Genomic DNA, 25,539 nt, shown 5'->3' with positions numbered 1-25,539 from the left:
GTTTCGTTTCAGGCAACGCCTGATTATAGATATTTAAGCGGGTTTTGCAACGCGCCGTTCTTATGAATTTCGAAATGCAAATGCGTGCCGAAAGAGTGCCCCGTATTGCCCATGATGCCGATATACGAACCCTGGCTCACGGTCTGGCCTTTCTTCACCTGTATCTTGCTCAAGTGCCCGTACCACGTTTCATATCCGTTCTTATGGTCGATGATGATGCAGTTGCCAAGCCCCGGGCGCGTTCCGACAAACGTAACGACCCCGTTGTCCGCTGCCATGATGTTATGGCCGCCGACCATATCGAGACCGCGATGCAGCGCGCCCCAACGCATTCCGAAGAAACTGGTCAGGCGATGGCTGGTTACCGGCCAAGCGAATTGTCCGGTGCCCTCGGCAAGGTTCACCTTCGTGCCCTTCATGATGATTGCCGGAACCGAAGGCTCGAGCACGACTTCGCTGATCAGCTCTTCGCTCATCAGGTAGCCGTTCTGCTTCACTAATCGATAAACGAGCTGCTTCTTGCCGCTCTGTCCTTCGCGGATGACCTTCTGCTCGCCCGATTTCATATTGCTGTTCTTCTGATAGACCGTTTTCGGTTCGATCGATTCCGTTTCCGTTACGTTCTCGACCGTCTCGACAGTCACTTCCGGCTGCAGTACGGTCAGATCGAGCACGTCGCCGACCTTAATCATATCGTCTTTGATCCATGTATTGCGTTCGTAAATCACCTGCGGCGAGATATTGAACTTCTGGGCGATACAGCCTACGCAGTCGCCGTCCTGAACGGTATACGACTTCGGCTTGACGGTCCCTTTAATGAGCTGCAAATACAGCTGCTCCGGATCGGCAATGTCTTGCGGCTGAACGTCCTTAGCGCTCGTTCCGATCTTCTCGACGAATTTCACCGATTTCAGCGCCGTCTTCGACTTCACGCTGCCGTCGGCCGAGTAAGCCAGCGCCGTAACTTCCGTCTTCGCCGTTTTGGTCTTAGGCGCGTATTTGCCTTGCACCCGATTCAGCAGCGAATCGGCCGTCGCTTTGTCCTTGACGACGCCGACTTGCTTGCCGTCAACGACCAGTGCGACGCCTGTCGCGTGGGAAGCGAACAGTCCCTCGAGCTTCTCCAGCGTTGCCGCCGTTTTCGGCTGCGCGTTGTAAGCGCTTTTATCCCCATATGTGATCGTACCGGTCTCAAGCACCATATGTAGGCCTGCGTTGCCCGAATCAAGTTTCTTCTGTACGTTGCTGATCAACTCTGCCACTTGCTCCTTAGAGCTGACTTCGCCGACCAGATTGCCGTTCTGATACACCTCGAGATATTCCACGGTGTGCGCCTTCACGTAATGCGTTCCGCTTAAACCGGCGATGACAAGCACGGCGGCTGCGCCTCCTGCAAGCAGAAGCGGTTTCTTGCGCAGCAGGCGTTTGGCTGCTGGATTGTCTATGTCTAGTTGCGAATGGCTTTGATTGGGGGTTACGCGCCGAAAAGTCTGTCGGAATGTATTCCACAACTTTCGGAATCGACCCTTGTCCGTAAAAAAGGTCATGATCGTCTCCTTTTCGCGTTATGTTGCCTTAGAATGAGCGCTTCCGACAATGATAATTCTACATCGCCAGTCACGATTTCTACTGTATCATAACGCGCTAGGCAGGTTCAACCAAACGGCCTTTTACCCCACATTAATATTTGCTCAGAATCGACGACATCTGATCGTATTCGTCACGGTCCAAATACTGCGCCATCAACTGATTTACCTGCGTCATTTCCTCCGTCGTCAGCCCGTCTTCCATTAGTTTCGAGATCTGCTGCCACGCATCCACGGGCAGTTTCTTGATCATGACATTGAACAGCTGATCCTTGTCCGCTTGGCTTATTTGCGACTTGGCCGCATTAATATCGTCCGTCGACATCGCGACTTCATCCTTCGACGAACCGCTTGCGTTCGTCCCTGCGCCGCTCTCCTGCCCTGCAGCCGCGCTATTGCCCTTCGGCCCAGTTCCGCCGCCGATATCGCTGATCTGTCCTTCAGGCAGATCGCCGAAAGCATCCACCGCATCTTGGCCGTTCCCGCTTCCATGATTGTCGCCTCCGGTCGATGCCGTTCCCTGACTGTCAGTCGAACTGCCGGACGGCGCCGTGTCATCGCTGCCTGCGTTCGCGCTTGTGTCATGTCCGCTGCCCGAGTCCGAAGACGTCTGATCCGAGTCCTTCGAATCGGCGTTTGCTCCGGACGTGCCGTCCTTCCCTGTCGACGAATCCGCAGTGTTCGATTTCGCGACATCCTTCGCGCCCGGATCGGCGCCCCACATCTCGCCCCATAACCCGCTGAGCGCGAAAGGCTGCTCCTCCAGCGGAATATGAAACTGCTTCAGCAGCGTCTCCACGTAACTGTTCACGACATAACCGGTCGTCCAGATCGACAGAAAGCTAATCAGCAGTGCCGCTGCGACGAGTTTCCCGACGGCCGCCGCTACTTTCCCTGTAATCTTCCACATTCTCTATCACCCTTTGCTGCTGCCGCCTATCAATAGCTGAATGCTGCACTTGCGTCTCTCAGAGCAAATGCAAACTAGTCAGCTCGGGCGACTAGATTGGCAAGGGCATTTCGCCCATACTTCTTAGTATGGGCAGCGGCCGGACGAAGCATTCACTCTCCGCGCAAAAAGAAAGAGGACGGCGATTGCTCGCCATCCTCTTCATCAACAGTTGGAACTTACAAGTAAATCGGTGCGACCGGATTGGTCTGCTCGCGGTTGCGCCCGACAGAGAAGATCGCGATCGGAATGCCCGTCAGCTCGGAGACGCGTTCCACGTAGCGGCGCGTATTCTCCGGCAGATCAGCCAGCGTCTTCGCGTTCGAAATATCTTCGCTCCAGCCTGGAAGCTCCTCGTATACGGCTTCGCATTCGGAGATCAGCTTCAAGCTTGCTGGATAGTGCTCGATGATTTCGCCGCGCAGCTTGTAGCCTGTGCAGATCTTAACCGTTTCGAGACCGGACAGCACGTCAAGCGAGTTCAGGGACAAGCCCGTGATGCCGCTGACGCGGCGCGCATGGCGGACGACAACCGTGTCGAACCAGCCGACACGGCGCGGACGGCCAGTAACCGTGCCGTACTCATGGCCTTTCTCGCGGATCCAATCGCCGGTTTCGTTGCTCAGCTCAGTCGGGAAAGGACCGTCGCCGACGCGAGTCGTGTAGGCTTTCGCAACGCCGATGACTTGTTGAATCTTCGAAGGGCCGACGCCCGAACCGATACATACGCCGCCCGCGGTCGGGTTGGACGATGTTACGTACGGGTACGTGCCTTGGTCGATGTCGAGCATAACGCCTTGGGCGCCTTCGAACAGAACGCGCTTGTTGCTGTCGATTGCATCGTTCAACACAACGGACGTATCCGTTACGTACGGACGAAGCGTTTCCGCATAACCGAGGTACTGGCCGAGGATTTCATCCGCATCCAGCTTCTCTCCGCCATACACTTGCTCGATGACTTGGTTCTTCTCGACGATAAGGCGGCGCAGCTTGGACTCGAATTCTTCAGCGTCCAGCAGATCGGCAACGCGAATACCGTTACGCGCCGCTTTGTCCATGTAGCAAGGACCGATGCCTTTGCGGGTCGTGCCGATCTTGCTATCGCCCTTGCGATCTTCTTCCAACCCGTCCAGAACCAGGTGATACGGCATGATTAGATGCGCGCGGTCACTGATCTTCAGGTTCTCCGACGAAAAGCCGTGTTCATGTATATAATTGATTTCATCGATAAGGGCAGCTGGATTGATGACCATGCCGTTGCCGATAACGCATACTTTATTTTCATTAAAAATACCGGATGGGATCATAGTGAGCTTATATTTCTTGTTACCGATCATGATGGTGTGGCCTGCGTTATTGCCCCCTTGATACCGGGCTACAACATCGGCGCCGTCCGCCAAAAAGTCGGTGATTTTGCCTTTGCCTTCGTCTCCCCACTGGGTTCCGACTACAACTACCGTTGACATGGATATACCCCCATTACATGTTTTGCACGCAAACACATCGAATGGCTGCCGATGACGGCAGCAAGATTGCCCGTAAAAGCAGCAGGACTGCCTGCAAGCAGCATCGCCGCTTGTTAATGACAGCATTCTTAGTTTACTGGTTTAGTCCAGTAAAGTCAACGAAAAGCGAACAATTGTAGGGTTGCCCCTACAATTGTTCGGAAATAGAATATAATGTCCACGTAACGCCCTAGGAGGCATGACCAGGTTCCTGATGCGAACGATCCAAGCCGACGAACTTATTATAGTTCTTCAGGAAGGCCAGCTCCACTGTGCCGACCGGGCCATTCCGCTGCTTGGCGATGATGATCTCGATAATGTTCTTCTTCTCCGATTCCTTATCGTAGTAGTCGTCCCGGTAGAGGAACGCTACGATATCGGCATCTTGCTCGATCGAACCGGATTCCCGAAGGTCAGACATCATCGGACGCTTGTCCTGCCGCTGCTCGACGCCCCGGCTCAACTGAGACAGCGCGATGACCGGCACTTCAAGCTCGCGCGCGATCTGCTTCAGCGTACGCGAAATCTCGGATACTTCCTGCTGCCGGTTCTCGCCGGCTTTGCCCCGGCCTTGAATCAGCTGCAAGTAGTCGATCAGGATCATGCCGAGCCCGCGTTCTTTCTTCAGCCGCCGGCATTTCGCGCGAATGTCCGCAACGGTAATACCTGGCGTATCATCGATATAGATTTGTGCCTCCGACAGCGAACCGATTGCCATCGTTAGTTTTTCCCAATCATCGCCGACTAATTCTCCTGTTCTCATTCGGCCGGCGTCGACATTCGATTCCGCGCAGATCATCCGCTGCACCAGCTGGGCGGCGGACATCTCGAGACTGAAGATCGCGACCGTCTCGCGGGCGCGTACGCCGACGTTCTGGGCGATGTTCAATGCAAAGGCTGTCTTCCCTACGGAAGGACGCGCCGCTACGATGATAAGATCGTTGCGCTGGAAGCCGGACGTCATCTTGTCGAGATCCGAGAATCCGGAAGGAATGCCGGACGCGCCGCCTTTGTTCGAATAGAGGTGCTCGACTCGTTCGAAGACTTCCATCAGCACGTCCCGGATCGAGATGAAGCCGTTGCTGGAACGGCGGTTCGACAGCTCCATGATTCGCGATTCCGCGTCGCTCAGCATCAACCCGACATCGTCCGCCGCCGCATAGCCGTCCGATACGATATTCGTCGCCGTACGAATAAGGCGGCGAAGCATGGACTTCTCTTCTACGATTTGCGCATAGTAGTCCACGTTCGCCGCCGTCGGCACCGCGTTGCCGAGCTTGGCCAGATAGCTGACGCCGCCGATTTCCTCGAGCTGCTGCCGGTCTTGTAAATAAGAAGTCAGGGTAACCAGATCGATCGGCTGATTCGCTTCGCCGAGCTCCACCATCGCATCATAGATCAATTGATGCGACGGCAGATAGAAGTCCTCGCTCTTCAGACGTTCCATCGCCGTAATGAGCGCTTCCGTCTGCAGCAGAACGGCGCCAAGCACCGCCTGCTCCGCTTCCATGTTCTGCGGCGGAATCCGGTCAAACATCATCAGCTCGTCATTCGCGTCTCCCCTGGCCCCTTCGTTATTATTCTTCCGAGGCATGGACGCTCAGCTTCGCTTTCACTTCAGGATGCAGCTTAACCGCCACTTGCGTAACGCCCAGTGTACGAATCGGCTCCTCCAGTTCGATTTTGCGCTTATCGACCTTCACGCCCAGCGCTTCTAACGCCTCGGCGATCTGCTTGCTCGTAATGGCGCCGAACAGACGGCCGCCTTCGCCGGCTTTCGTCTTCACGACGATTTTCATTGCTTCTAATCGAGTGCCAAGCGCCTGCGCATCGGCCTTCTCCTGCTCTTTCTTGCGCTTCTCGGCAGCATTCTGCGCGTCCAGCGTCTTCACGTTGCCGTCCGAAGCCGGCTTCGCCAAATTCTTAGGAAACAGGAAGTTGCGTACATACCCTTCCGACAGATCCTTAATCTCGCCCTTCTTGCCTTGACCCTTTACGTCTTGCAGAAAAATTACCTTCATTCGAATAGCCCCTCTTCCTTATCGATTTCCTGCAGCACTTGCTTCAAGCGCTGCGCGACTTCCGCTACGGTGCCTTCCAGCTGCGCGGCCGCGTTGGTCAAGTGACCTCCGCCGCCCATGCGCTCCATAACGACCTGTACGTTCATATGGCCAAGCGACCGGGCACTGATACCGATCAGACCGTCCGGGCGCTCGCCGATCACGAAAGACGCCAAGACGTCCGTCATGTTCAACAGCGTATCCGCCGACTGCGCGATGAGCAGCTGGGAATATTGCCTTCCCTGCTCCGTCACGGCAATGGCGATATGATCATAAATAATCTCCGACTGCTTGATCATTTCTGCTTTCTTGATGTACTCCGTTAAATCTTCTTTCATCATTCGCTGGATAAGCGCGGAATCGGCACCGTTGCGCCGCAGGAACGAAGCGGCCTCGAACGTCCGCGAACCGGTGCGCAGCGAGAAGCTCTTCGTATCGACCGTAATTCCCGCGAGCAGCGCAGTGGCTTCCCTTACGTCCAGCAATACCCGGTCGTGAATATATTGAAGCAGCTCCGTAACCAATTCGCAGGTGGATGACGCATACGGCTCCATATAGACCAGAATCGCATTGGTAATGAATTCTTCCCCCCGGCGATGGTGGTCGACGACGACGATCTTGTCCGTCAGGGACAGCAGACGCGGCTCCTTCACCATAGACGCCTTATGGGTATCGACGACGACCGCCAGCGTCTTGCCGTCCACGATTCCGAGCGCCTGATCCGGCGTAATGAACCGTTTGGTGATGCGCTCGTCTTCCCGCAGCATCTCCACCATTTTTTGAATGGCGGGATTGACGCCTTCCAGCACGATATACGCTTCTTTCTGGAACAGCAGCGCCGCCTTGAGCACCCCGATCGCCGCGCCAAGCGCGTCCATGTCCGGCATCTTGTGCCCCATGATCACGACGCGGTCGCTGTCGCGCAGCAGATCGCGCAGTGCATGCGCTACGACGCGCGCGCGCACGCGGGTGCGTTTCTCCACGGCATTGGACTTGCCGCCGTAGAACGACTGGCGCTGGCCAACCTTGACCGCCGCCTGGTCGCCGCCCCGGCCTAGGGCATAATCAAGACTTGTCTGCGCCCAATGTCCCAGCTCCACGATGCTCTCCGCGCCGGCCGCAAAGCCGATGCTGAGCGTCATTGGGATTTTGTTATCCGCCGTAATTTCCCGCACCTCATCCAGCAGGACGAACCGCGACAGCTCCAATTGTTTCAAGGTCCGCTGATCCGTAATGACCAAGTAGCGATCCGACGTCAGCCGCTTCAGATACACATGGAACTTATTCGCCCACTCCGTGATCTCGGCCGTTGCCTTCGACATCAGCGTACTGCGCTGCTGATCGTCCATGCCCTGCGTCACTTCTTCAAGGTTATCCATCATGACGATGCCAAGCGCCATCTTCTCTTCCTCGTACCGCTTGGCCAGCTGCCACTGCTTCGTAATATCGCGTACGTACAGCAGCCGCTCGTCGAAACGGAATTGGAGCTCATAAATGGCGTTGCCGATCGTCGCTTCCACCGTGCCTTCGCGATCCTTCGCCTGCGATAACGTCGGGAACAAGTCGTTCAACGATTCTCCTACGACGGACTCCCGCTCCAGCATGTTCGTCACGAACGCGTTATGCCATTCGATCGCTTTATCTTCGTTATACAGAATGATTCCGAACGGCAGATCGCTGATAATCTCGTGGCCTGCCTTCTTCACGCGATAAGACAGCGTGCCAAGGTACATTTTCAAATCCCGGCGGAATGCCCGCTCGGCCATCACGGAGTATACCCCGATCGCGCCGGACAGCACCAGCCCGATGACGCCCAGCTTCCAGTCGTACGTAGCCAGTGTGATCGTCATTAATAACATCAGCACGAATGCCCATAAATGGTGCATGCCGTGCCATCGTTTAATCAGAAACTTCGGCATGTTCAATTCCGCCCCTGCATTACGATTTCTTAAACGCTCTTCGAATCGGGAACGCCACGTCCAGTACTCCGATTAAGCTAAACGGCGGGAAGACCGCGACGACGACGGACAAGAGGACCGGAATCGCTTTATTCCATTTGCGTTCATTCGCGATGAAGAAGAAGAAGCCCATCGCCTGAATGGATAACGTCAGCTGCATCAGGGGCACCAGGTTATGAAGCGTGACCGTCATGAACGATGTTCCACTATTCGGTACGGCCATGTCCACGAGAAGAACGATTAAATAATACAGGACGAAGATTCGCGGCAGCATCCATTTGTGAGGCGCCTGCAATTTCGGAATGGCAAGACCCGACGCGCGAAGCGCCCTTCCCGCAATGGCGTGCGCAATAACGGTGAAGAGGAACGACACGACAATGAGCGCCAAAGGAATAGAATGAATCAAATTCTGAATATAGGACTCCGTTACTTCCGCCGTCCATGTGTTCGGCATCAGTCCCTCGCTGTTCAAGCTGTCGATCGTATCCGTGATGGTCATGCGGATCTCATGGATCAGCGAGAAATCAAACAACAGATCGGCAAGCACCAGCTGCAGCAGCGATTCGCCAAGCAGCGTCAGCATGACAGCCGTCAGCACCTTACGCGCCGGAACCCCTTTGCGGTACAGATGCCCCATGACGATGGACGGAATCAAGAAAAACAAGCCGACGATTAAAGCGCTTGGCCCCAAAACAACAGTTCCGATTGCGTAAACGACGGCCATGTGAATGACAAAAGACCGCCTCGACAACTTCGTATACAAGATTACTACAGGCACCATCATGACGGCGGCGGCAAGCACGTTCATGAGCGGTACTACGATGGCAAGCAGCAGCAGCAATGCCGCGGCGCTCCAAAGCATCGATTTCACACCGGTTTTCAAACCGTTCACCTCTTGCTCTAGTTACTAGTGCGTAGCCTTAAGCTTTACTCCCCATTATAGCATAAAACAAGTACGGCAACACAGGAGACCATGTCCAGCAAGACGCGGCCAAAGCACAGATTTTATCAGGTATTGCGCCCGTCGCATGAAGGAGAAATTGGCTTATGCCGTTTGAATTCCGATTGCCGATCGACGAACGCCGGCCTGCTGCTTGGATACAAAACGCCGCCCTCTTTCATGAGGACGGCGTCTATTTCGTTCCGGATCGTCCGCGGTTCATTCCTTAACCGGCAGCCATTTCCTTCTGTGAATTTATCGTTTTTATGATGAGTGCTTCGCAATAATCAATGATGTCGCTACGGCGTACGATGCCGATGAAACGGTTCATATCGTCAACCACCGGCACGAAGTTCTGTACTTTAGCCAAGGAGACAAGATCCTCCATATTCGCGTCAATTTGCACGGCTTTGTTGGTCAACCGCATCTGCACATCGGACAGCTTGACCTTATTCGTCTGATCGAACGTAATTTGCGGGTTGTTCTTCATATACCAGAGCAGGTCACCTTCGGTCAGCGTTCCGGCATAAACGCCGGCTTGATCCAGAATCGGCACGGCCGTATATCGGTGATGTTCCATTCGCTCGAGCGACTGCCGCAGCGTGGCATCCATCGTCAGCCACACCACTTCTTGTTTCGGTAATAGAAAAAATGCGATATTCATGCGTTTGTTGTCCACCTTCCTTCCTAACCGCCGTTATTTCTTCGCGGATGCACCAGTCGCAGTCGATTTCGCCGACAACGACGAGACCGGCTTCTTGACTTTAGCCTGATACTCCTCCGGAAGCGGCAGCTCTGCTTTCGTGACGGCTGGATTCAGCCACGCCGCAATTAGTGCGTCGGTTTTCGCCAAGTCCTCTTCATCCGCAAAATAGTACCATGCGCCGTGAGCCGTCTTGCGATGTCCTTCGCCTTTGAGCGTATGGCTGTAAATCGTACGATTGTCGCTTTGCAGCATGCCTTTTGCAAGGTCGATCATATGTTCCGGCGTTAAATCCGTGCTGAAATTATCGCCCATGATGTCCATTAACTGCGGAATTTTGGTCCACTGACTGACGTTTGACGCTTTGTTCATAATGGCATTCAAGAACACTTGGTGGCGTCCTGCGCGGCTTGTATCGCCTCCTGCATCTTCCCGATAACGAACGTAATTCAGCGCCTCCGTGCCATTGTAGACATCCTTGCCGGCCTTCACGACGAACTTCTCGTGATCGGCGTCGTCATTGACGAGATCTTCGGTGATGGGAAGCGAGATGCCGCCCATAGCGTCGATGACGTCGCGAAAGCCTTTGAAGTTTATTGTAGCATAATGGTTCACCGGCGCGCCAAACAACTTCTCCACCGATTCAACCGACATTTTCGCACCGCCGAACGCGTAGGCATGCGTGATTTTATCTTCCCATTGCTTGCCTGCCTTCGTCTTCTTGCCCACAATAGCGACGTACGTATCGCGCGGAATCGAAACCATCAGCATGGAGCCGTCAATCGGTCTGACGACCGTATAAATCATCGTGTCGGAACGGCCGATTTCCTTGTCCCGCTGATCGACCCCCAGCAGCAGCAGCGAGAACGGCTGCTCCTTCTTATAGGTCGTGACGACCGGCTCGCGGCCCTCGATCGGTTTGTACGACTTCTCCAGTTTCTTCTCCACGCTGTCCGATAGAAACGTATCGAACCCCCATAACGCCAGCGCGCTGCGGTTGTAATACCCCGCTGCCCCGCCCGCGATAACAAGAATAAGCAATGCCGCCAGCCATTTATAGCTTCGTTTTCTTCTGGGTCTCGTCATGTTGTATCGTTAAGCTCCTGTCTTCCACCAATCTATTTAAACACGTTATGCATATTCTAAACGATCGATTTCGGAGGAAAGTTACAATTCGTTAACGATGGATTCAAGGACAAATTTTACCCTTGCCGCATAGTTTGCCCCGTCCTCGAATACATACCTAACAAAAGGAAGAGGGGGCTCTCTTATGCAAGCACCGCGCTTTGCGCCGGATCGTTCATCCACTGGCATCGACCCGAAGATCGTCGGACTGCTCTGTTATTTGGGCGTCTTCGTCACGGGACTGTTGTTCCTTGCACTGGAGAAGCGCAGCACGTTCGTCAAATTCCACGCCATGCAGTCCATCATGCTGTCCGCGGCGCTGCTCGTCATTAATATTGTACTCGGCTTTATCCCGATTATCGGCTGGATTCTTGGCGGATTGCTAGCACCCGTGTCATTTATTTTATGGATTGCCTTAATGCTCCTTGCCCTGCAAGGCAGATGGTTTAAGCTGCCGATCATCGGCGACTTCGCCGAGCAGCAAGCCTCTAAGTTCTAGCGGACACAACAAAAAAAGGCAGCCGGTTAGGGCTGCCCTCTTTATCATCATACCGCATGTCCGGCCGTAAGGCCGAACGTGCAGATGCTGTTATATATCCTATTCCGTTGTGTAAGGCAACAGCGCAACTTGACGCGAACGCTTGATAGCGATCGTCAGCAGGCGTTGGTACTTCGCGCTAGTTCCAGTTACACGACGTGGCAAGATTTTGCCGCGCTCGCTGATAAATTTACGAAGCAGGTCCGTATCTTTATAGTCAATGTGCGTAATTTTGTTAGCTGTGAAGAAACATACTTTACGGCGTTTGTTACGGCCTTTACGACCGCCGAATTTGCGTTCTGGACGCTCGTCGCCACCATCTCTTTGTTTGAAGCTCATGTTCATCCGTCCTTTCGTTTAGAATGGCAAATCATCTTCCGATATATCGATCGGGCGCCCGTCATCCGAGAATGGATCACGGCCGTTGTTGTTCCGAGGTGTGCCTCCTGAACGTCCGCCGCCACCTTGAGAACCGCCGCTGTTACCGCCGAAGCCGCCGCCTTGGCCGCCTCCGCCGTAGTTTCCGCCGCCTTGACCACCTTGGCCGCCGCCGTAATTGCCGCCATCTTCACGCGGACCATTGTCCCGGTTAGCGGACTCCAAGAACCGTACGTTATCGGCAATAACTTCCGTCACGTAGACGCGCTTGCCTTCGTTGTTCTCGTAATTCCGTACCTGGATACGACCCTCGACCGCTGCTAAGCGGCCTTTGCGCAAATAATTGGCGCAAGTTTCAGCTAACTGACGCCACGTGACGATCGGAATGAAATCCGCTTCACGTTCGCGTTCTCCACCTTGGCCTCCGCTCGAAAACGGACGATCCACCGCAAGCGTAAATTGCGTTACCGCAACGCCTGCAGGCGTATAGCGCATTTCAGGATCCCTTGTTAATCTACCGATGAGAATAACGCGGTTCAACATCGTTTATCGCCTCCAATCAAAACATCGCTTGCGTTCGAATTGATGAGCTTAAGCTACATCTTTCGTGATCAGGAAACGGATAACTTCATCCGTAATTTTCATGACGCGGTCAAGTTCATTAACAACTTCTGGAGTTGCATTGAAATGAACGAGAACGTAAATACCGTCACGAACCTTATTGATCTCATACGCAAGGCGGCGCTTGCCGATCACGTCATGCTTAGTGATCTCTCCGCCGTTTCCGATGATTGCTTGGAACTTTTCAGTCAGTGCTTGGACCGACTCTTGTTCCGTTTCCGGACGAATGATGTACATCACTTCGTATTTGCGCATTTGTTTCACCTCCTCTTGGACTATGCGGCCCCCATGCGGGAGCAAGGAGCGAGCAGACTTTCTATCTCGCATACCTGAATACTATATCAAACTTTAGGTGTGCTTGACAAGTAAGGAAACGTTGCATGTCCTCCCTCATTCTTCCGTTCATGCCTGCCGCGTGTCGGGCGCAAACTAATGGTCGGGGTATTCCCCCTATTTTATCGCAGCAGCAGTTATCAATTGGAGGTGCGGCAGCAATGGGCGAATGGACGGAATTCCGGCCGGGCGATCGTGCGCCTAATGACGGAACGTATATTGAGATCGGCGAGGCATCGTTCCATATGGGCGTGAACAGTCCGAAGAAAGTGCATCTGAACAAAGGCGATCAGTTTCCCGACACGTCGAACAAGGATCGCAAGTGGAAACGAATGCATTAATTTTTTTCATCCGGCCGGCGTATAAATGAGCCGCCTTCGGAGCATCATAATTTTTGACGGTGCATTGAGAGGTGTGGTTCCATTGAACGTTAATGTGCTCGAACCTCAAGGAGATTCTGTCCACTCAGCATAGAAGCGGAGGGTTGTGCCAAAGACACTTGTCTGTAACACACGAACACCGACTGGATCGGTGAACCAAGGTTTCTTTCCGAAAGCTTTGTGATGACTGTTTTCTAACAATTAAACACCGTCGGGAAAAGGGCTCGCAAGAGCCCTTTTTTCCTGTTTGCCTGATGTTTCCCGTTCTCGTATGCCATCATGCCAACCTCATAATGCCAACCAACACAGCGAAACCCCTGCACGCTTGCTGAGTAAGCAAGGTACCGGGGTTTCGCTGTCTATCGCTTGCCTGTAATTCACTACTTATTTCGTACTTTTGATTATTTATTTCTTGGCCAGATATTTACGAATATCGATCGCAACCGCGCCGACGATGATCAAGCCTTTAATAATCAATTGGTAATACGGGCTAACGCCAACGAACGTAAGGCCGTAATTGATGACGCCGAAGATCATTACGCCGGCCATGACGCCTGGCACTGTGCCGATACCGCCGGCCGTGGACACGCCGCCGACGACGCAAGCCGCGATGGCATCCAATTCGTACATGTTGCCGTAGTTATTCGAAGCGCCGCCCGACTTTGCGGCTTCAAGCACGCCGGCGAGCCCGTACAATGCGCCTGCGATCGCGTAGATCGCGAGCAGATTGCGTCCGACGTTGATGCCGGATACGTGGGCCGCTTGCGCGTTGCCGCCGATTGCGTACATATTCTTGCCAAGCCGCGTTTTATTGAAGATGACCCAGCAGATAAGCGCAACCACGATCGCGACAATGACAATGTAAGACAGATGGAACGATCCGATGCCGATGTATCCCGTGCCCAGATCCGTAAAGGAATGGCGCAAGCCGCCGATCGGCTGCGATTTATTCGGCGGCATATCGAAGTACAGCGAGTTGGCGCCGTATACGATAACCATCGTTCCCAGGGTTGCGATGAACGGCGGTACTTTCAGCTTCGAGACGACGAATCCGTTTACCAAGCCGACGAGCAAGCCGACTACAACGGCCGCCACGATCGGGACGATGATCGGAAGCTCCTTCATATGCGGGAAGAACTTCTGCGGGTAGTCCGCCATCTGCAGCATGGATGCCGAGATGACCGCGGAGAATCCGACGACGCGGCCCGCAGACAAGTCGGTTCCGCCTGTAATCAGAATGAAGGCTGCCCCTAGGGCAATGATTGCTTTGGTTGCGTTCTGATGCAAAATATTCGTAAGCGAGCTTACAGATAGAAATGAAGGATCATATATCGTAATTCCGATGATCAGCACGACGAGCACGATGTAGATCGCATACTCCGTCAATACCGTATTCAGTCTCTTCAAATTGGCGTTCATGTTGTTCCCCCTATTAAGCCGTATGTTGGGCGGCCAGCCGCATGATTTCTTCCTCGGTCGCCGTCTTTCCGTCGACGATGCCCGTCATCCGGCCCTCGCACATGACCATGATTCGGTCGGACATGCCGAGCAGTTCGGGCATTTCGGATGAAATCATAATGATGCTTTTGCCCTGTTTAGCCAATTCTGCAATGATGGAATAAATTTCGTACTTGGCGCCGACGTCGATGCCGCGCGTCGGTTCATCGAGCAGCAGAATGTCCGGATCGGTAAGCAGCCAGCGCGACAGCAGCACCTTCTGTTGATTGCCGCCCGACAGGTACCGGATTTGCGTCTTAACGGAAGGCGTCTTCGTCCGCAGCCGCTCGACGCCTTGCTCGGCAACCTTGCGTCGCTCTGCATCGTTTAAGAGGCCGAATTGTTCGTAGTTCTTCTGACTGGCAATGACTGTATTCTCAAGTACCGACAGTACGGGAAAAATGCCGGTTACGCGACGTTCTTCGGTTAGCAGCGCCAGCTTATGGCGGATGGCATCGATCGGCTGTCGGATATTTATGGCTTTATCCCGCAGCGAGATGGTGCCGGATTGAATGGCGCGAAGTCCGAACAGCGCTTCGATCAGCTCGGTTCGCTGTGCGCCGACAAGACCGCCGACTCCGAGGATTTCGCCTTCGCGAAGCTCGAACGAAACGTTCTTGAACGACTTTTCGATCGGAGAAGTAAGCTTGTCGACTTTAAGCAATGTTTTGCCCGGCACATTCGTCCGTTCCGGGTAGCGCTCGGTCAGATCGCGTCCGACCATGCGGGAAATAATTAAATCCGTCGTCAGCTCGGAGGCTGCCCAAGTACCGATTTTCTTGCCGTCGCGCATGATCGTGACATCGTCGGAGATGCGCAGGATTTCTTCCATCTTGTGCGAAATGTAAACGATTGCACATCCGCGTTTCTTCAACTGGTCGATAATCCGGAAGAGCTGCTCTACCTCGTTGCCCGTGAGCGATGAGGTCGGCTCGTCCATAATGATGACCTTGGCGTTATAGGATACCGCCTTGGCGATTTCAAGCGATTGCACCTTGGATACGGACATCGTGCCGACGATCGTCTTCGGGTTAATATCCATCTCCAGCTGCTTGAACAGTTCCACGGTATCGCGGTGCAGCTTCGCGCCGTCGATCAGCTTGAACAATCCATAGTTTCGCATCGGGTAGCGGCCCAGCCAAATGTTCTCCATCACGTTTCGTCTTGGAATCGGATGCAGCTCCTGATGAATCATGGCGATGCCGTTGTTCAGCGCAGCTTTCGAATTCGGCAGCAGCAGCTTCTCGCCGTTCATGACGATTTCCCCTTCATCCGGGGTATACATGCCGAACAGGCATTTCATGAGCGTCGATTTACCCGCTCCGTTCTCGCCCATCAGCGCGTGCACCGTTCCCGGACGCAGCTGCAGCGTTACGTTATCGAGGGCACGAACGCCGGGAAACGACTTGGATATGCCTTTCATTTCGAGTAAGTAAGTCGATTTGCTTGCCACTCGTCTCTCACGCTCCTTACCGCGTATCGAACGCGAAAAGCGGAGACGGCCATGCCTATTGCCGTCACCCGCTTTCGGGTCATCCGATTACTTCGCTTCGCTCATATTGTCTTTTGTAATTTTCTTGTACGTGATCCAGACATATTTGCCGTCCGTAATGTCGTAGCCTACATTCTCTTTCGTTGGCGTTTCGCCTTTCGCGAGGACGCTCGCTACCGCTACCGTCGCTTTGCCTTGGTTCTTGGCATCATTCAACACCGTTCCAAGCAATGTGCCGTCGGAGAGCGCTTGCTGAGCCGCAGCCGTAGCATCTACGCCAACAACCGGCATGAACTTGTTGTCTTTGAAATATCCGGCTGCCTTCAGCGCTTCGATTGCGCCGAGCGCCATATCGTCGTTGTTCGCAAGAACGGCTTCGATCTTGTCGCCGTTCGCGGACAGGAAGGTTTGCATTTTGTCCTGTGCCTTAACGCGATCCCACATAGCGGTATCTTCGGCAATCTTCTCGACTTGAATGCCGGCATCCTGCAGCGCTTGAATGGAGAACTTCGTGCGCAGTACGGCATCTTGGTGACCCGGCTCGCCCGTCAGCATGACGTATTGGAGTTTGCCGTCCTTGTTCTTATCCATCTCCGGATGGGCTTTCCAGTAATCCGCAAGAAGTTCGCCTTCCATCGTGCCGGATTGCTCCGCTTTCGCACCGACGTAGTAAACTTTGTCCCACTTCTTCATGTCATCCGCGAGCGGCTCGCGGTTCAGGAAGACGACCGGAATGTCGGCTGCTTTCGCTTTGTCGATGATGACGCTTGCAGCAGTGCGGTCGACTGGATTAATCGCCATCGCATCGTACTTCTTCGTAACGAACAGGTCGACTTTATCGTTCTGGGTCGGTTGTGCGTTCTGGCTGTCGACAATGTCGACGGTTGCTACGCCTTTTGCCGCATCCGTGATTGCGTTACGAACGCCGGTCATGAATGTATCATCGAATTTATAGATGGCCACGCCGATTTTCGGTACGCTGCCGGAAGCTCCTCCGCCGTTCGCAGCGTTGCCGCCTCCGTTGCTGTTGTTATCGGAATTGCCGCAAGCGGAAAGCGCAGTTACTGCCAAAGCTCCTACGACCATCATCGGAATCCATTTCTTGTTCATCGCTTGACCCTCCTGAAGAGATGTTGTTTGTCTTTATGTGTTGATTATGCCTCAAGGGAAGGCCGCTGCGAATTCAAAATCCTTCTCAGTTCTATCGAAATTCTGCTGTTCTTGAATTTCTTCCGTTAGCTATTGCACGAACGGGAACAGCATCTTCTGATTGTCCGACCAGAACATATTCTCCGCATCGATTACTTTCGTTCCCGTATCGATTCTCCGATTGACTTGTTGATGGTCCATCGCTTGAACCGCCGTTTTGACGCCCAGGTATCCCATGCTGAACGGATTTTGAATGACAGTCGCCTGTATAACGCCCTCCTGCAGCCATTCCAGCTCTTCCTCGGCATTATCGAATCCGACCAGCTTGACGCGGCCGGCCAGCCCCATTTGATCCAATTGTCTGGCGGCCTCCGAGGAGGTTGCGGCATTCAGCGCCAAGATGCCTTCCGCTTGCCCTTCGTTCGTTACCCGCTTCAACAGCTTCTGTATGTCCGCTTTGCAAGCGTTCGTCGTAGAAGCGCAGTAGACGGTATCCGTGATTTTCATACCGGCAGCAGCCGCCTCGTCCGTAATGCCCTTCACGCGCTGCATGGCATTCCGATTCCCCCGCACGTCGCCGATGACATGCAAGCCTGCCTGATTTCCCGCCAGCTCGATCATCTTGCGCGCTGCCTGTCGGCCCGCTTCGTAATTGTCGATGCCGATAAAGCTTCGCGTCTTCGAAGAGTGGATTTCCGACTCAATCGCGACGACCTGAACGCCGCGGCGTTCCACCGCTTCAACGGTTCCGGCCAGCTTCTCGTAATCGGCCGCGGCAAGCACGACTGCATTCGCGCCATAGGCCACATAACGCTCGGTCAGGGCAGCTTGGGCCTCCCAATCGGAGTCGCTATCGGTACCGTCGAACTTGAGGTCGATATTGAACTCCTTCGCCGCCGCTTCCGCGCCGAGACGTACCGTCGTCCAAAACTCGCCTGACCGATCTTTCACGATTAATGCCACGCTTCTCCTGTCCGCCGACGACGAAGATTGCAGCTCTTTCGTGCGCGCGCAAGACGTTGCCAACGGCAGCGCGATCAGGAGCATCATGATAGCCAGCAGTTTTACCCGTTTCATGCTCTCTCCTCCTCTGTCAGGCAGGGAAGCCAAATATCCACTGTCGTTCCCTCTTCGCGTTCGCTCTCGATTCGCAGCCCGTACGCGTCGCCAAAATGAAGCCGAATCCGCTCATGCACATTACGGATTCCGATTCCGCTGCCAGGGTCGTCCGATTGCGCGCCTCCCGGTTCCAGCAGACCTGCAAGCTTGTCCGGCGGAATGCCGACGCCGTCGTCCTGCACGCGCAGGCGGAGACTGCCCTCGATGATGCTCGCGGAAATCGCGATGCGCCCTTCGTCGACGCCAGGCTCGATGCCATGATAAATCGCGTTCTCGACGATCGGCTGGAGAATCAGCTTGATCGTTCTGCAGTTCAGCGCCTTGTCTTCCGCTTCGATCGTAAAATCGAACTTGTTTTTGTACCGCATGCTCTGGATGACCAAGTAATTCCGGATATGCTCCAGCTCGTCTGCCACCGAGATGATGTGCTGCCCCTTCGACAAGCTGATGCGGAAGAATTTCGACAGCGACGTAATCATCGTAATGACCTCGACGGTCTTGCCCGTCCCAGCCAGCCGGACGACCGAATTAAGCGTGTTGTACAAGAAATGCGGATGAATTTGCGACTGCAGCACTTCGAGCTCGCTCTTCCGCTTCATTTCCTGCTCGCGGGTATTCTCCTCCATCAGCTCGCGAATGCGGTTCACCATCAGGTTGAACCTTCGCGACAGCCTCCCCACCTCGTCGTTTCCCCGAACGGGTATATGGATGTCGAACCGGCCCCTTTCCACGAGCCTCATCGATTGCTCCAGCCATTTGATCGGCTGCGATATCTTCGCCGACAGGTACCATGTCATAAGCAGAACGAATACGAGCACCGCCCCGAGCAGCCAGGCAAGGAAGCCGGTGATTGTCCTGCGCGTCGTGATGATCTCATCCATGTAGGAAACGCCGACGATTTTCCAGCCAACGTTGCTGACGGTTTGAATCGTAATCAGCCGGTCCTCGCCGGTAGAGTCGTCGAAATAGCTGCCGAACGTATATTTCAGCGCCTGCTCGACATTCTCGTATTTAAGCCCCGCATAGATCAGCTGCTGCTGCGGATGGTAGATAATGTTGCCTGCCGATTCGTCAATGATATAAACGTATCCCTTCTGCCCCAATTGCACGCTCCGTGACAGATCGTCAATTCGCTTGAAATTCACGTCGACGAGAAGAACGGCGTTGATCTGCTTGCCGTCTACGATCAGCTTGATGCCTTTGCTCATCGATACGACCCACTTGTATTCGCCTTTGAATAAATTTTGCACATGCGGGATGGAGAAGCTGAGGTGGTTCGGATTTTCGATCGCGGATTGAAACCAGCTTTGACTCTTCAGATTCGTATTCGACCGCATCTCGGCCGCCGGTAATGCGAGCAGCCGTTTACCGTCGACGGTGAACAGGGCAAATGAGACCAGGTCATCGCGCGTCCCGAATATCGTGTTCAGCTGGTCCAGCATCTGCTTGTTCGTTACCTCTCCTCCCGCTGCCCGGATATTGCTGTCGACCGAGTTGAATAACGTAGCCATATTCCGAATGTAGCTATTGACGTAGTTCGCGACTTGAAAGACAACTTGCTGATTGGAGATCGACGCATTATTGGCTGCCGTACGGTCGAACTTGTCGTAGAGTACCGCACTGACGAAGAAAACGACGACCACGGTCATCACGGTGAACGAAACGGCGATCAGAAACTGAATACTCTTGAACTGATACATGCGGAATCGGAGTCTTCGCTTCATTGCACGGCATCCCTTCCCGCCCCGTTCCGATAGTCCTTCGGCGATTGGCCGACATGCTTCTTGAAGCTGAAGCTGAAGTAGTTCGGATCGGCGTAACCGACTTTCTCGGCAATCTCGAACGTCTTGAGATCCGTCGTGAGCAGTAAATCCTTCGCCGCTTCCATTCGGACATGAAGAAGGTATCCCATGTAAGTCATCTTCGTCTCCCGTTTGAAAATGCTGCTAAAGTAGCCCGCGCTTATGTGCAGGACGGCGCATATTTTCGCAATATTGATCTCGCTGTCAGCGTAGTTGGCTTTCGTATAACTGCGAGCTTCTTCCACGAGCGAGTGGTAGGCGGTCTGACGGCCGGCCGCGATTCTCCCCATCATCGCCTCGCAGGTGGAGACAACCCAGTTCTTCGCTTCATGCATGCTGCCGAACTGAATCAATTCCTTGAGGATATTCGGGCTTGGGGTGCCGCTGGTGCCGCCGAAGCCGCCCGGGCCGTTATCGGTGTCTTGCGCGGCTTTGAGCATCGTCGTAGACAGTTGCAGCAGGAACACTTGCGCATCGAGGAAGGAGACCGGACTACCGCTGTTCAGAAAGGGAGAGAACAGCTGGTCGACGATCATGGACATCTCGGAAACGGTCCCCACCTTCAGACAACGCAGCAGCGATTGTTCATGCAGCTCGTCGAACCTTACGTGCGCAGCATGGCGCGTCTCTACGTCTTCGATCGAGATCACGCGATTGCTGCCGAGCAGCATCCGGTAATCGAGCGCGGCGATCGCATCGTCATAGGCGGCCTTAAGACCGGTCAGCGGGAAAGCTGCGCTGCTCGTCCCGATCGTAACGGTCAGCTTCAAATAGCGTTCGACGTTTTGACGTATTTCTTCAAGCAATTGCGGCGTCTGGTTATGTTCGCGATCCGCGGTTGCTATCGGCTCGGCGGCAGCGGCGTGTTCGCCCGTCGAAACTGCCGCTGCCGGTGCCGCGGTCAGCACGACGACCCGTTCGTTATGCTGGAAGACGTATCCCGCCAAGCGGCGGCCAACGATCTCCTCCGCGATATTTCGCACGGCGAACCGGCGCAGCTCGAAGTCCCGGGACTCGTATAGCGATAAGCCTGCAGGGCGAACTGCCGCGGGCTCGTTATCCCCGGGTGCTTTTATGTTCCCGCTCGATCCGGTTCCGGATTCGCTCCCGTCCAACAGCAAGACAGATACCGTGCAGCAAGCGCCGCGGAGCGCAAGATCGTAATGTTCGATCTTCTCCTCGATTTCCCGTTCGCTGAGCTTCCGCGTAACGAGCGTGCCAAGAAACACTTCCCGCAATAGGGGAAGACTCTTGTTGTAGTGCTCGCGGAGCGCATCGACGTTCTCGCGTTCGGACATTTCGGCTTCGAGGCGGCTCTTCACTCTACGAAGTGCTTGTACCAGTTCCTCCGCGGAGAAAGGCTTCAATACGAACTCCTCTACCTTGAGGTGGATGGCTTGCCGGGCATATTCGAATTCGTCAAAGCCGGTCAGGATGATAATTTTCGTGCCTGGCATCAGACCACGAATTTGCTCAGACAGCTTCAATCCGTCCATGAACGGCATACGAATATCGGTTACGAGGACGTCCGGCATCCACCTTTCGGCCATCTCCAGCGCTTCACGCCCGTTCTCAGCTACATCGACGACCTGGAAGCCTTCCGCTTCCCACTCGATCTCCTGCAGTATGCCTTCTCTGACATCCGCCTCGTCGTCAGCCAACAGCAACTTGTACATCGTGCATCTCCTCGATCCTGTATATTCGTAACATACCCTAACGTACCCTGGTAAAATACCGTGAGGCAGTGTCGCAGCTCCCGCACCGCCCGTGCTGTCTTACATAACGGCGTCTGCTCTCCCTCTCCTGTTCCCGCTTCACGCCTTGTCCCTGCCAGTGCCTCCGATATCCGCTTTAGGCAATGTCCTTGCCCTAAACTCTATCTCCATTAGCACCCTATTCGGATCCTGCTTTGTCCCTTTCCTCCAGCACCCGATTCAGATCCTGCTTCGTCCCTTTCCTCTAGCACCAAGTTCAGACCCTGCCTCCTCCTCTTTCCTCCAGCACCCGGCACAGAACTTGCTTCGGTCCTTACCTATAGCACCGGTTTCAGACCCTGCCCCGTCCTCTTTCCTCCAGCACCCAGCACAGAACCCATGTCTTCCTCTATTCCCGTCTCGAACCGCTTCACCATCCGGCAAGCCGCCGTTTCATTCATCTGCAAATCCTCTCCGACGTTGGGGAAGATATCGCCATTTTAATTGGAGTTGTCTATTTTAGACAACAAAAAAAGCGATCCGTTAGGATCGCTTCGATTTAAGGGTTATGGCGGAGAGGGTGGGATTCGAACCCACGCACGCTGTGACACGCCTAGCTGATTTCGAGTCAGCCCCCTTGGGCCTCTTGGGTACCTCTCCATGTGTGTTTGTCAGTCAGCAAGGATTATCTTATCACGAGGCTCGTCCCAATGCAAGCCTTTTTTTTCGTTTTTTTTAGGATGGTGAAGATGAATGCCCTTCTCCCTCATTTGGCTGCTTTTCGGCGGCGGATCGCAGTACTTTTTTCAAGTTTTTCTCGAACTTCGCGCGCGGGATAAGCACACTATGCTTGCAGCCAACGCATTTAATGCGAATGTCCATCCCCATACGGATGATCTCCATTTCATTCGTGCCGCAGGGATGCTGCTTTTTCATTTGAACAATATCGCCTAATTCAAACTGTTTCCTCTCCATCTCGATCCGCTCCTCCTCTTATCCCACGTTACTGTCGTTCTTCTCTATATATCGACAGCCTCATATTGGTCTTCGATTTGCTTGAATATTCCTCGAATTTCAACGCGTTCCTGCACGATAACCTCATGAACGGCTAACAAATCTTCTTCCGGAAAATGAATTGATAGTGCACATCCGGCCGTGATTTGTTTCGGTGTCGGACAGATATCTATTTCAATTTCCGCGTATTCTAATAGCATCTCTGCACGCAGCGCCTGCTGGGTGGAGTCAAACGCGATCAGCACGCTTCTCGCCTCCTGACTGATTTTATTGAAGATCCCCTGCGCAGGCAAGTATAAAATGGTTGTCCCATCCATATACTAGTAACCAAGCGTACGCGCAGCACAATCTATTAAATCTAGATGCTGGTCTGCTGCGCTGCCGATTATTCATAGAGCTTTGCGGGAGGGGAATCTATGAAACTGCCAGGGATGAAAGAAACGCCGCTCAAAGTACCTTATACGGAGCCTAACATCACCGGACTGCTTATCAATCGCATGACGTATCTGCTCGATAACGTTTCTTCTGATCGCCGAATTGTCGTCGTATGCGTTGGCACCGACCGCTCAACCGGCGATTCCCTTGGTCCGCTTGTCGGCACTTCGCTGAGCAAATACAGAAGTCCATTCTTTGACTTGTACGGCACGCTGGAAGAACCGGTCCACGCAATGAACTTGGATGAGACGCTGATCGACATCAACAAGCATGTTCGCAAGCCTTTTGTAATCGGCATCGATGCCTGCCTCGGCCAAGCGGCAAGCGTTGGCTGCATTCAAGTTGGTACAGGTCCCGTTCGGCCTGGCGCCGGAGTAAACAAAGATCTGCCACCGGTCGGCGACATCCATATTACCGGCATCGTCAACGTGGGAGGCTTCATGGAATATTTCGTCCTTCAGAATACGCGTCTCCATCTTGTCATGCGAATGTCCGATATTATCGCGCACAGCTTATTTTCTTCCATCATGAAGTGCACGCGTCCGGCTACTTTTCCTGTTGCAAGGCCAGATTGATCGCTTCGATTTCTTCGGGAGTTAACGCATACGCCGACTGTCCCTCTTTTAGGGGCTTTGCATAGACGAATGTTTCATCGCGCCCGTGAATACCGCTAAGCACCATACCATCCTTCTCGTCATTAACAAGGGCAACCGAGAAGCTTAAGTCGCTTCCGCGATCTGCAAATGCATTGTAGCGATGAATGCCGATGTTGCCTTTCTTCCTCTTTAACGTCTCGCTCAATCCGGTAACCGTCTGTTTCAAGCTGCGTTGCTGTTCCTCTTGCCTCTGCAGCTGATCCTTGATCTGTATGATGACATCTTCCAGACCCTCCACCCCAGTACCGTTCATGAACTGCGTATAGTTCTTTCTCAGTTTCTTCAACTTGCTGCCCAACACGAAATTACGAATAAGCAATAGTAAGACGACTACAAGCAGGCCAACCGACACCCAATCGAACGGCCTTTCAATCCATTGATCCATGTAAGTGTTTCTCTCCCATTCCGTGCTTTCTTAGCTGTAGTGTTGAACGATTTCTTTCACAGCCTCCACAAAGGCCTCCACCTCTTGCGAAGTCGTAAAGCACCCCACGCTCGCACGAACCGCTCCCGTCTCCAACGTTCCCGCAGTTTCATGAGCGAGCGGCGTACAATGAAACCCCGTGCGTACCGCTATGTTATAGTGCTGGTCCAAAATAAATCCGATTTCCGATGGATCTGCGCCATCAATAACGAATGACACGATTCCCGTTCTCGGTTGGCCCAGCTCAGGCCCAAGAAGACGAACGTTCTTCAGGGCACCTAATCCCTCCATTATGTTCTGCGTCAATGCCCATTCTTTATTATGGATCTTTTGAACCGTCTCATGCAGGACATACTTGACCCCGGCTCCAAGCCCGCTGATTCCGGCGGTGTTTTGCGTCCCTGCTTCGTAGCGATCCGGCCTTACCGAGGGCTGTTCAATGGATTCCGATTGACTGCCCGTCCCACCGTGCAGCAGAGGCTCCAAATCGACATCAGGGTGTATATACAGCCCACCTGTGCCTTGCGGCCCCAGAAGCCCTTTGTGGCCCGGAAAAGCAAGGAAGTCAATCCCCATGCCTTCCACGTCGATGTCCATAATTCCCGCTGTCTGCGCCGCATCCACCAGCAGTTTGACACCGTTCCGCCTTGTCAATTCTCCGATGTCCGCAACGGGCAATATAGAACCCAATAAATTCGAACTATGACTGACCACCGCTAATTTGGTATTCGGCCGAAACGCCAGTCCTACTTGTTTAGCATCTAACTGCCCCCGCTCATCCGGTTCTACATAGGTAACATCGATGATCCCAAGTTTCTTCAAATATTCAAGCGGCCTGCGCACCGAGTTATGTTCAATAGCAGTTGCAATTACATGATCGCCGGGCTTAAGGAATCCCTTAATCACAGTATTCAGCGCCATCGACGTATTCAATGCAAATGCGATATCGTTCGGATTTTTGACGGCAAGCAGTTTAGCTAACGACTTACGCGTATCAAACAATATACGACTCGCTCTCACGGCCATCGCATGGCTGCCGCGACCCGGATTCGCACTATCATGCTCCATCGCTTCCCTAACCGCTTCTATTACTGCAGCAGGTTTCGGCCATGAAGTTGCTGCATGATCCAAGTAAATGAATGGTCGATCGCCCTTAACTTCCACCATTCTCCCGCCCCCTT

26 protein-coding genes and 1 tRNA gene are annotated in these 25,539 nt (G+C 53.7%); 4 read left to right on the top strand and 23 right to left on the bottom strand.

The annotated features are described in order from the left end of the window. Positions 1 to 23: 23 nt before the first annotated feature. The 7 genes from GZH47_RS16380 to GZH47_RS16350 form a co-directional block, all read right to left on the bottom strand. Positions 24 to 1,376, bottom strand: a complete 1,353-nt coding sequence (locus GZH47_RS16380; protein WP_225446097.1) for a M23 family metallopeptidase — start codon at positions 1,374 to 1,376, stop codon at positions 24 to 26. Between the two features lie 304 nt (positions 1,377 to 1,680). Beyond that, a complete protein-coding gene (locus GZH47_RS16375; protein WP_162641314.1) occupies positions 1,681 to 2,496 on the bottom strand; it encodes a hypothetical protein in 816 nt (271 codons plus the stop codon). A gap of 218 nt (positions 2,497 to 2,714) precedes the next feature. Then, a complete protein-coding gene (locus GZH47_RS16370) occupies positions 2,715 to 4,001 on the bottom strand; it encodes an adenylosuccinate synthase (protein WP_162641310.1) in 1,287 nt (428 codons plus the stop codon). Positions 4,002 to 4,230: 229 nt separating this feature from the next. Beyond that, positions 4,231 to 5,580 (bottom strand): replicative DNA helicase, encoded by a 1,350-nt coding sequence (dnaB, locus tag GZH47_RS16365; protein ID WP_192043645.1) that lies wholly within the window; start codon positions 5,578 to 5,580, stop codon positions 4,231 to 4,233. A gap of 37 nt (positions 5,581 to 5,617) precedes the next feature. After that, positions 5,618 to 6,061 carry a 50S ribosomal protein L9 gene (gene rplI / locus GZH47_RS16360; RefSeq protein WP_162641304.1) on the bottom strand — a complete coding sequence of 148 codons (444 nt, stop codon included), beginning with the start codon at positions 6,059 to 6,061 and terminating at the stop codon, positions 5,618 to 5,620. After that, positions 6,058 to 8,019: a DHH family phosphoesterase gene (locus tag GZH47_RS16355; protein WP_162641293.1), complete on the bottom strand. Its 1,962-nt coding sequence runs from the start codon at positions 8,017 to 8,019 to the stop codon at positions 6,058 to 6,060. Before GZH47_RS16355 ends, rplI begins: the two co-directional genes overlap by 4 nt. Positions 8,020 to 8,038: 19 nt before the next feature. Continuing rightward, on the bottom strand, positions 8,039 to 8,941 hold the full coding sequence (locus GZH47_RS16350; RefSeq protein WP_162641290.1) for a DUF2232 domain-containing protein: 903 nt from the start codon (positions 8,939 to 8,941) through the stop codon (positions 8,039 to 8,041). Positions 8,942 to 9,105: 164 nt separating this feature from the next. Here GZH47_RS16350 and GZH47_RS34390 point away from each other — a divergent pair, with 164 nt between their 5' ends. Then, the gene (locus GZH47_RS34390) at positions 9,106 to 9,228 is read left to right on the top strand and encodes a hypothetical protein (RefSeq protein WP_263866859.1); all 123 of its coding nucleotides are present in this window, start codon (positions 9,106 to 9,108) and stop codon (positions 9,226 to 9,228) included. On the opposite strand, the gene GZH47_RS16345 is transcribed toward GZH47_RS34390, so the two are convergent. Further along, entirely contained in the window at positions 9,225 to 9,662 is a 438-nt protein-coding gene (locus GZH47_RS16345) for a CBS domain-containing protein (RefSeq protein ID WP_162641287.1), read from the bottom strand. The two genes, GZH47_RS34390 and GZH47_RS16345, sit on opposite strands and share 4 nt — an antisense overlap. A 33-nt stretch (positions 9,663 to 9,695) precedes the next feature. Next, on the bottom strand, positions 9,696 to 10,787 hold the full coding sequence (locus GZH47_RS16340) for an LCP family protein (RefSeq protein ID WP_162641284.1): 1,092 nt from the start codon (positions 10,785 to 10,787) through the stop codon (positions 9,696 to 9,698). Between the two features lie 184 nt (positions 10,788 to 10,971). Between GZH47_RS16340 and GZH47_RS16335 the strand changes: the two genes are divergently transcribed. Then, complete coding sequence (locus tag GZH47_RS16335) at positions 10,972 to 11,325, top strand: DUF4870 domain-containing protein (RefSeq protein ID WP_162641280.1); 354 nt, start codon at positions 10,972 to 10,974, stop codon at positions 11,323 to 11,325. A 99-nt stretch (positions 11,326 to 11,424) separates the two neighbouring features. On the opposite strand, the gene rpsR is transcribed toward GZH47_RS16335, so the two are convergent. The 3 genes from rpsR to rpsF are packed head-to-tail and all read right to left on the bottom strand — an operon-like array spanning position 11,425 to position 12,618. Further along, positions 11,425 to 11,703 carry a 30S ribosomal protein S18 gene (gene rpsR / locus GZH47_RS16330; RefSeq protein WP_090649321.1) on the bottom strand — a complete coding sequence of 93 codons (279 nt, stop codon included), beginning with the start codon at positions 11,701 to 11,703 and terminating at the stop codon, positions 11,425 to 11,427. 18 nt (positions 11,704 to 11,721) lie between these two features. Further along, complete coding sequence (locus tag GZH47_RS16325; protein ID WP_162641274.1) at positions 11,722 to 12,285, bottom strand: single-stranded DNA-binding protein; 564 nt, start codon at positions 12,283 to 12,285, stop codon at positions 11,722 to 11,724. 48 nt (positions 12,286 to 12,333) lie between these two features. After that, a complete protein-coding gene (gene rpsF, locus GZH47_RS16320; RefSeq protein WP_162641270.1) occupies positions 12,334 to 12,618 on the bottom strand; it encodes a 30S ribosomal protein S6 in 285 nt (94 codons plus the stop codon). A gap of 239 nt (positions 12,619 to 12,857) precedes the next feature. On the opposite strand from rpsF, the gene GZH47_RS16315 reads away from it, so the two are divergent. Beyond that, positions 12,858 to 13,037, top strand: coding sequence for a YjzC family protein (locus GZH47_RS16315; protein ID WP_162641265.1), 180 nt, complete (start codon positions 12,858 to 12,860; stop codon positions 13,035 to 13,037). A gap of 444 nt (positions 13,038 to 13,481) precedes the next feature. Here GZH47_RS16315 and mglC read toward each other — a convergent pair whose 3' ends face one another. The 9 genes from mglC to GZH47_RS16270 form a co-directional block, all read right to left on the bottom strand. Next, complete coding sequence (gene mglC / locus GZH47_RS16310) at positions 13,482 to 14,495, bottom strand: galactose/methyl galactoside ABC transporter permease MglC (protein WP_162641262.1); 1,014 nt, start codon at positions 14,493 to 14,495, stop codon at positions 13,482 to 13,484. Between the two features lie 13 nt (positions 14,496 to 14,508). Then, positions 14,509 to 15,996, bottom strand: a complete 1,488-nt coding sequence (locus GZH47_RS16305; RefSeq protein ID WP_162645285.1) for a sugar ABC transporter ATP-binding protein — start codon at positions 15,994 to 15,996, stop codon at positions 14,509 to 14,511. Between the two features lie 117 nt (positions 15,997 to 16,113). Continuing rightward, positions 16,114 to 17,175 (bottom strand): galactose ABC transporter substrate-binding protein, encoded by a 1,062-nt coding sequence (locus GZH47_RS16300; RefSeq protein ID WP_162641258.1) that lies wholly within the window; start codon positions 17,173 to 17,175, stop codon positions 16,114 to 16,116. A gap of 129 nt (positions 17,176 to 17,304) precedes the next feature. Continuing rightward, the gene (locus GZH47_RS16295; RefSeq protein WP_162641255.1) at positions 17,305 to 18,291 is read right to left on the bottom strand and encodes a substrate-binding domain-containing protein; all 987 of its coding nucleotides are present in this window, start codon (positions 18,289 to 18,291) and stop codon (positions 17,305 to 17,307) included. After that, a complete protein-coding gene (locus GZH47_RS16290) occupies positions 18,288 to 20,057 on the bottom strand; it encodes a cache domain-containing sensor histidine kinase (protein WP_162641251.1) in 1,770 nt (589 codons plus the stop codon). Before GZH47_RS16290 ends, GZH47_RS16295 begins: the two co-directional genes overlap by 4 nt. Then, a complete protein-coding gene (locus tag GZH47_RS16285) occupies positions 20,054 to 21,811 on the bottom strand; it encodes a response regulator transcription factor (RefSeq protein WP_162641245.1) in 1,758 nt (585 codons plus the stop codon). The genes GZH47_RS16290 and GZH47_RS16285 overlap by 4 nt, the downstream gene beginning before the upstream one ends. Positions 21,812 to 22,398: 587 nt before the next feature. Continuing rightward, positions 22,399 to 22,489 (bottom strand) — tRNA-Ser (locus GZH47_RS16280). A gap of 75 nt (positions 22,490 to 22,564) precedes the next feature. Further along, on the bottom strand, positions 22,565 to 22,804 hold the full coding sequence (locus GZH47_RS16275; RefSeq protein WP_162641240.1) for a DUF951 domain-containing protein: 240 nt from the start codon (positions 22,802 to 22,804) through the stop codon (positions 22,565 to 22,567). Between the two features lie 44 nt (positions 22,805 to 22,848). Then, positions 22,849 to 23,088, bottom strand: coding sequence for a putative Se/S carrier protein (locus tag GZH47_RS16270; RefSeq protein ID WP_225446096.1), 240 nt, complete (start codon positions 23,086 to 23,088; stop codon positions 22,849 to 22,851). A 171-nt stretch (positions 23,089 to 23,259) separates the two neighbouring features. On the opposite strand from GZH47_RS16270, the gene yyaC reads away from it, so the two are divergent. After that, complete coding sequence (yyaC, locus tag GZH47_RS16265; protein ID WP_162641229.1) at positions 23,260 to 23,853, top strand: spore protease YyaC; 594 nt, start codon at positions 23,260 to 23,262, stop codon at positions 23,851 to 23,853. Here the strand turns inward: yyaC and GZH47_RS16260 are convergent. Next, positions 23,825 to 24,319 (bottom strand): DUF4446 family protein, encoded by a 495-nt coding sequence (locus GZH47_RS16260; protein WP_162641224.1) that lies wholly within the window; start codon positions 24,317 to 24,319, stop codon positions 23,825 to 23,827. The two genes, yyaC and GZH47_RS16260, sit on opposite strands and share 29 nt — an antisense overlap. A 30-nt stretch (positions 24,320 to 24,349) precedes the next feature. After that, positions 24,350 to 25,525: an aminotransferase class V-fold PLP-dependent enzyme gene (locus GZH47_RS16255; protein ID WP_162641219.1), complete on the bottom strand. Its 1,176-nt coding sequence runs from the start codon at positions 25,523 to 25,525 to the stop codon at positions 24,350 to 24,352. Positions 25,526 to 25,539: the final 14 nt, after the last annotated feature.

The sequence above is a fragment of the Paenibacillus rhizovicinus genome (genome assembly GCF_010365285.1).
GTDB lineage: Bacteria > Bacillota > Bacilli > Paenibacillales > Paenibacillaceae > Paenibacillus_Z > Paenibacillus_Z rhizovicinus.
This window is presented reverse-complemented; position numbering and strand designations above follow the sequence as displayed.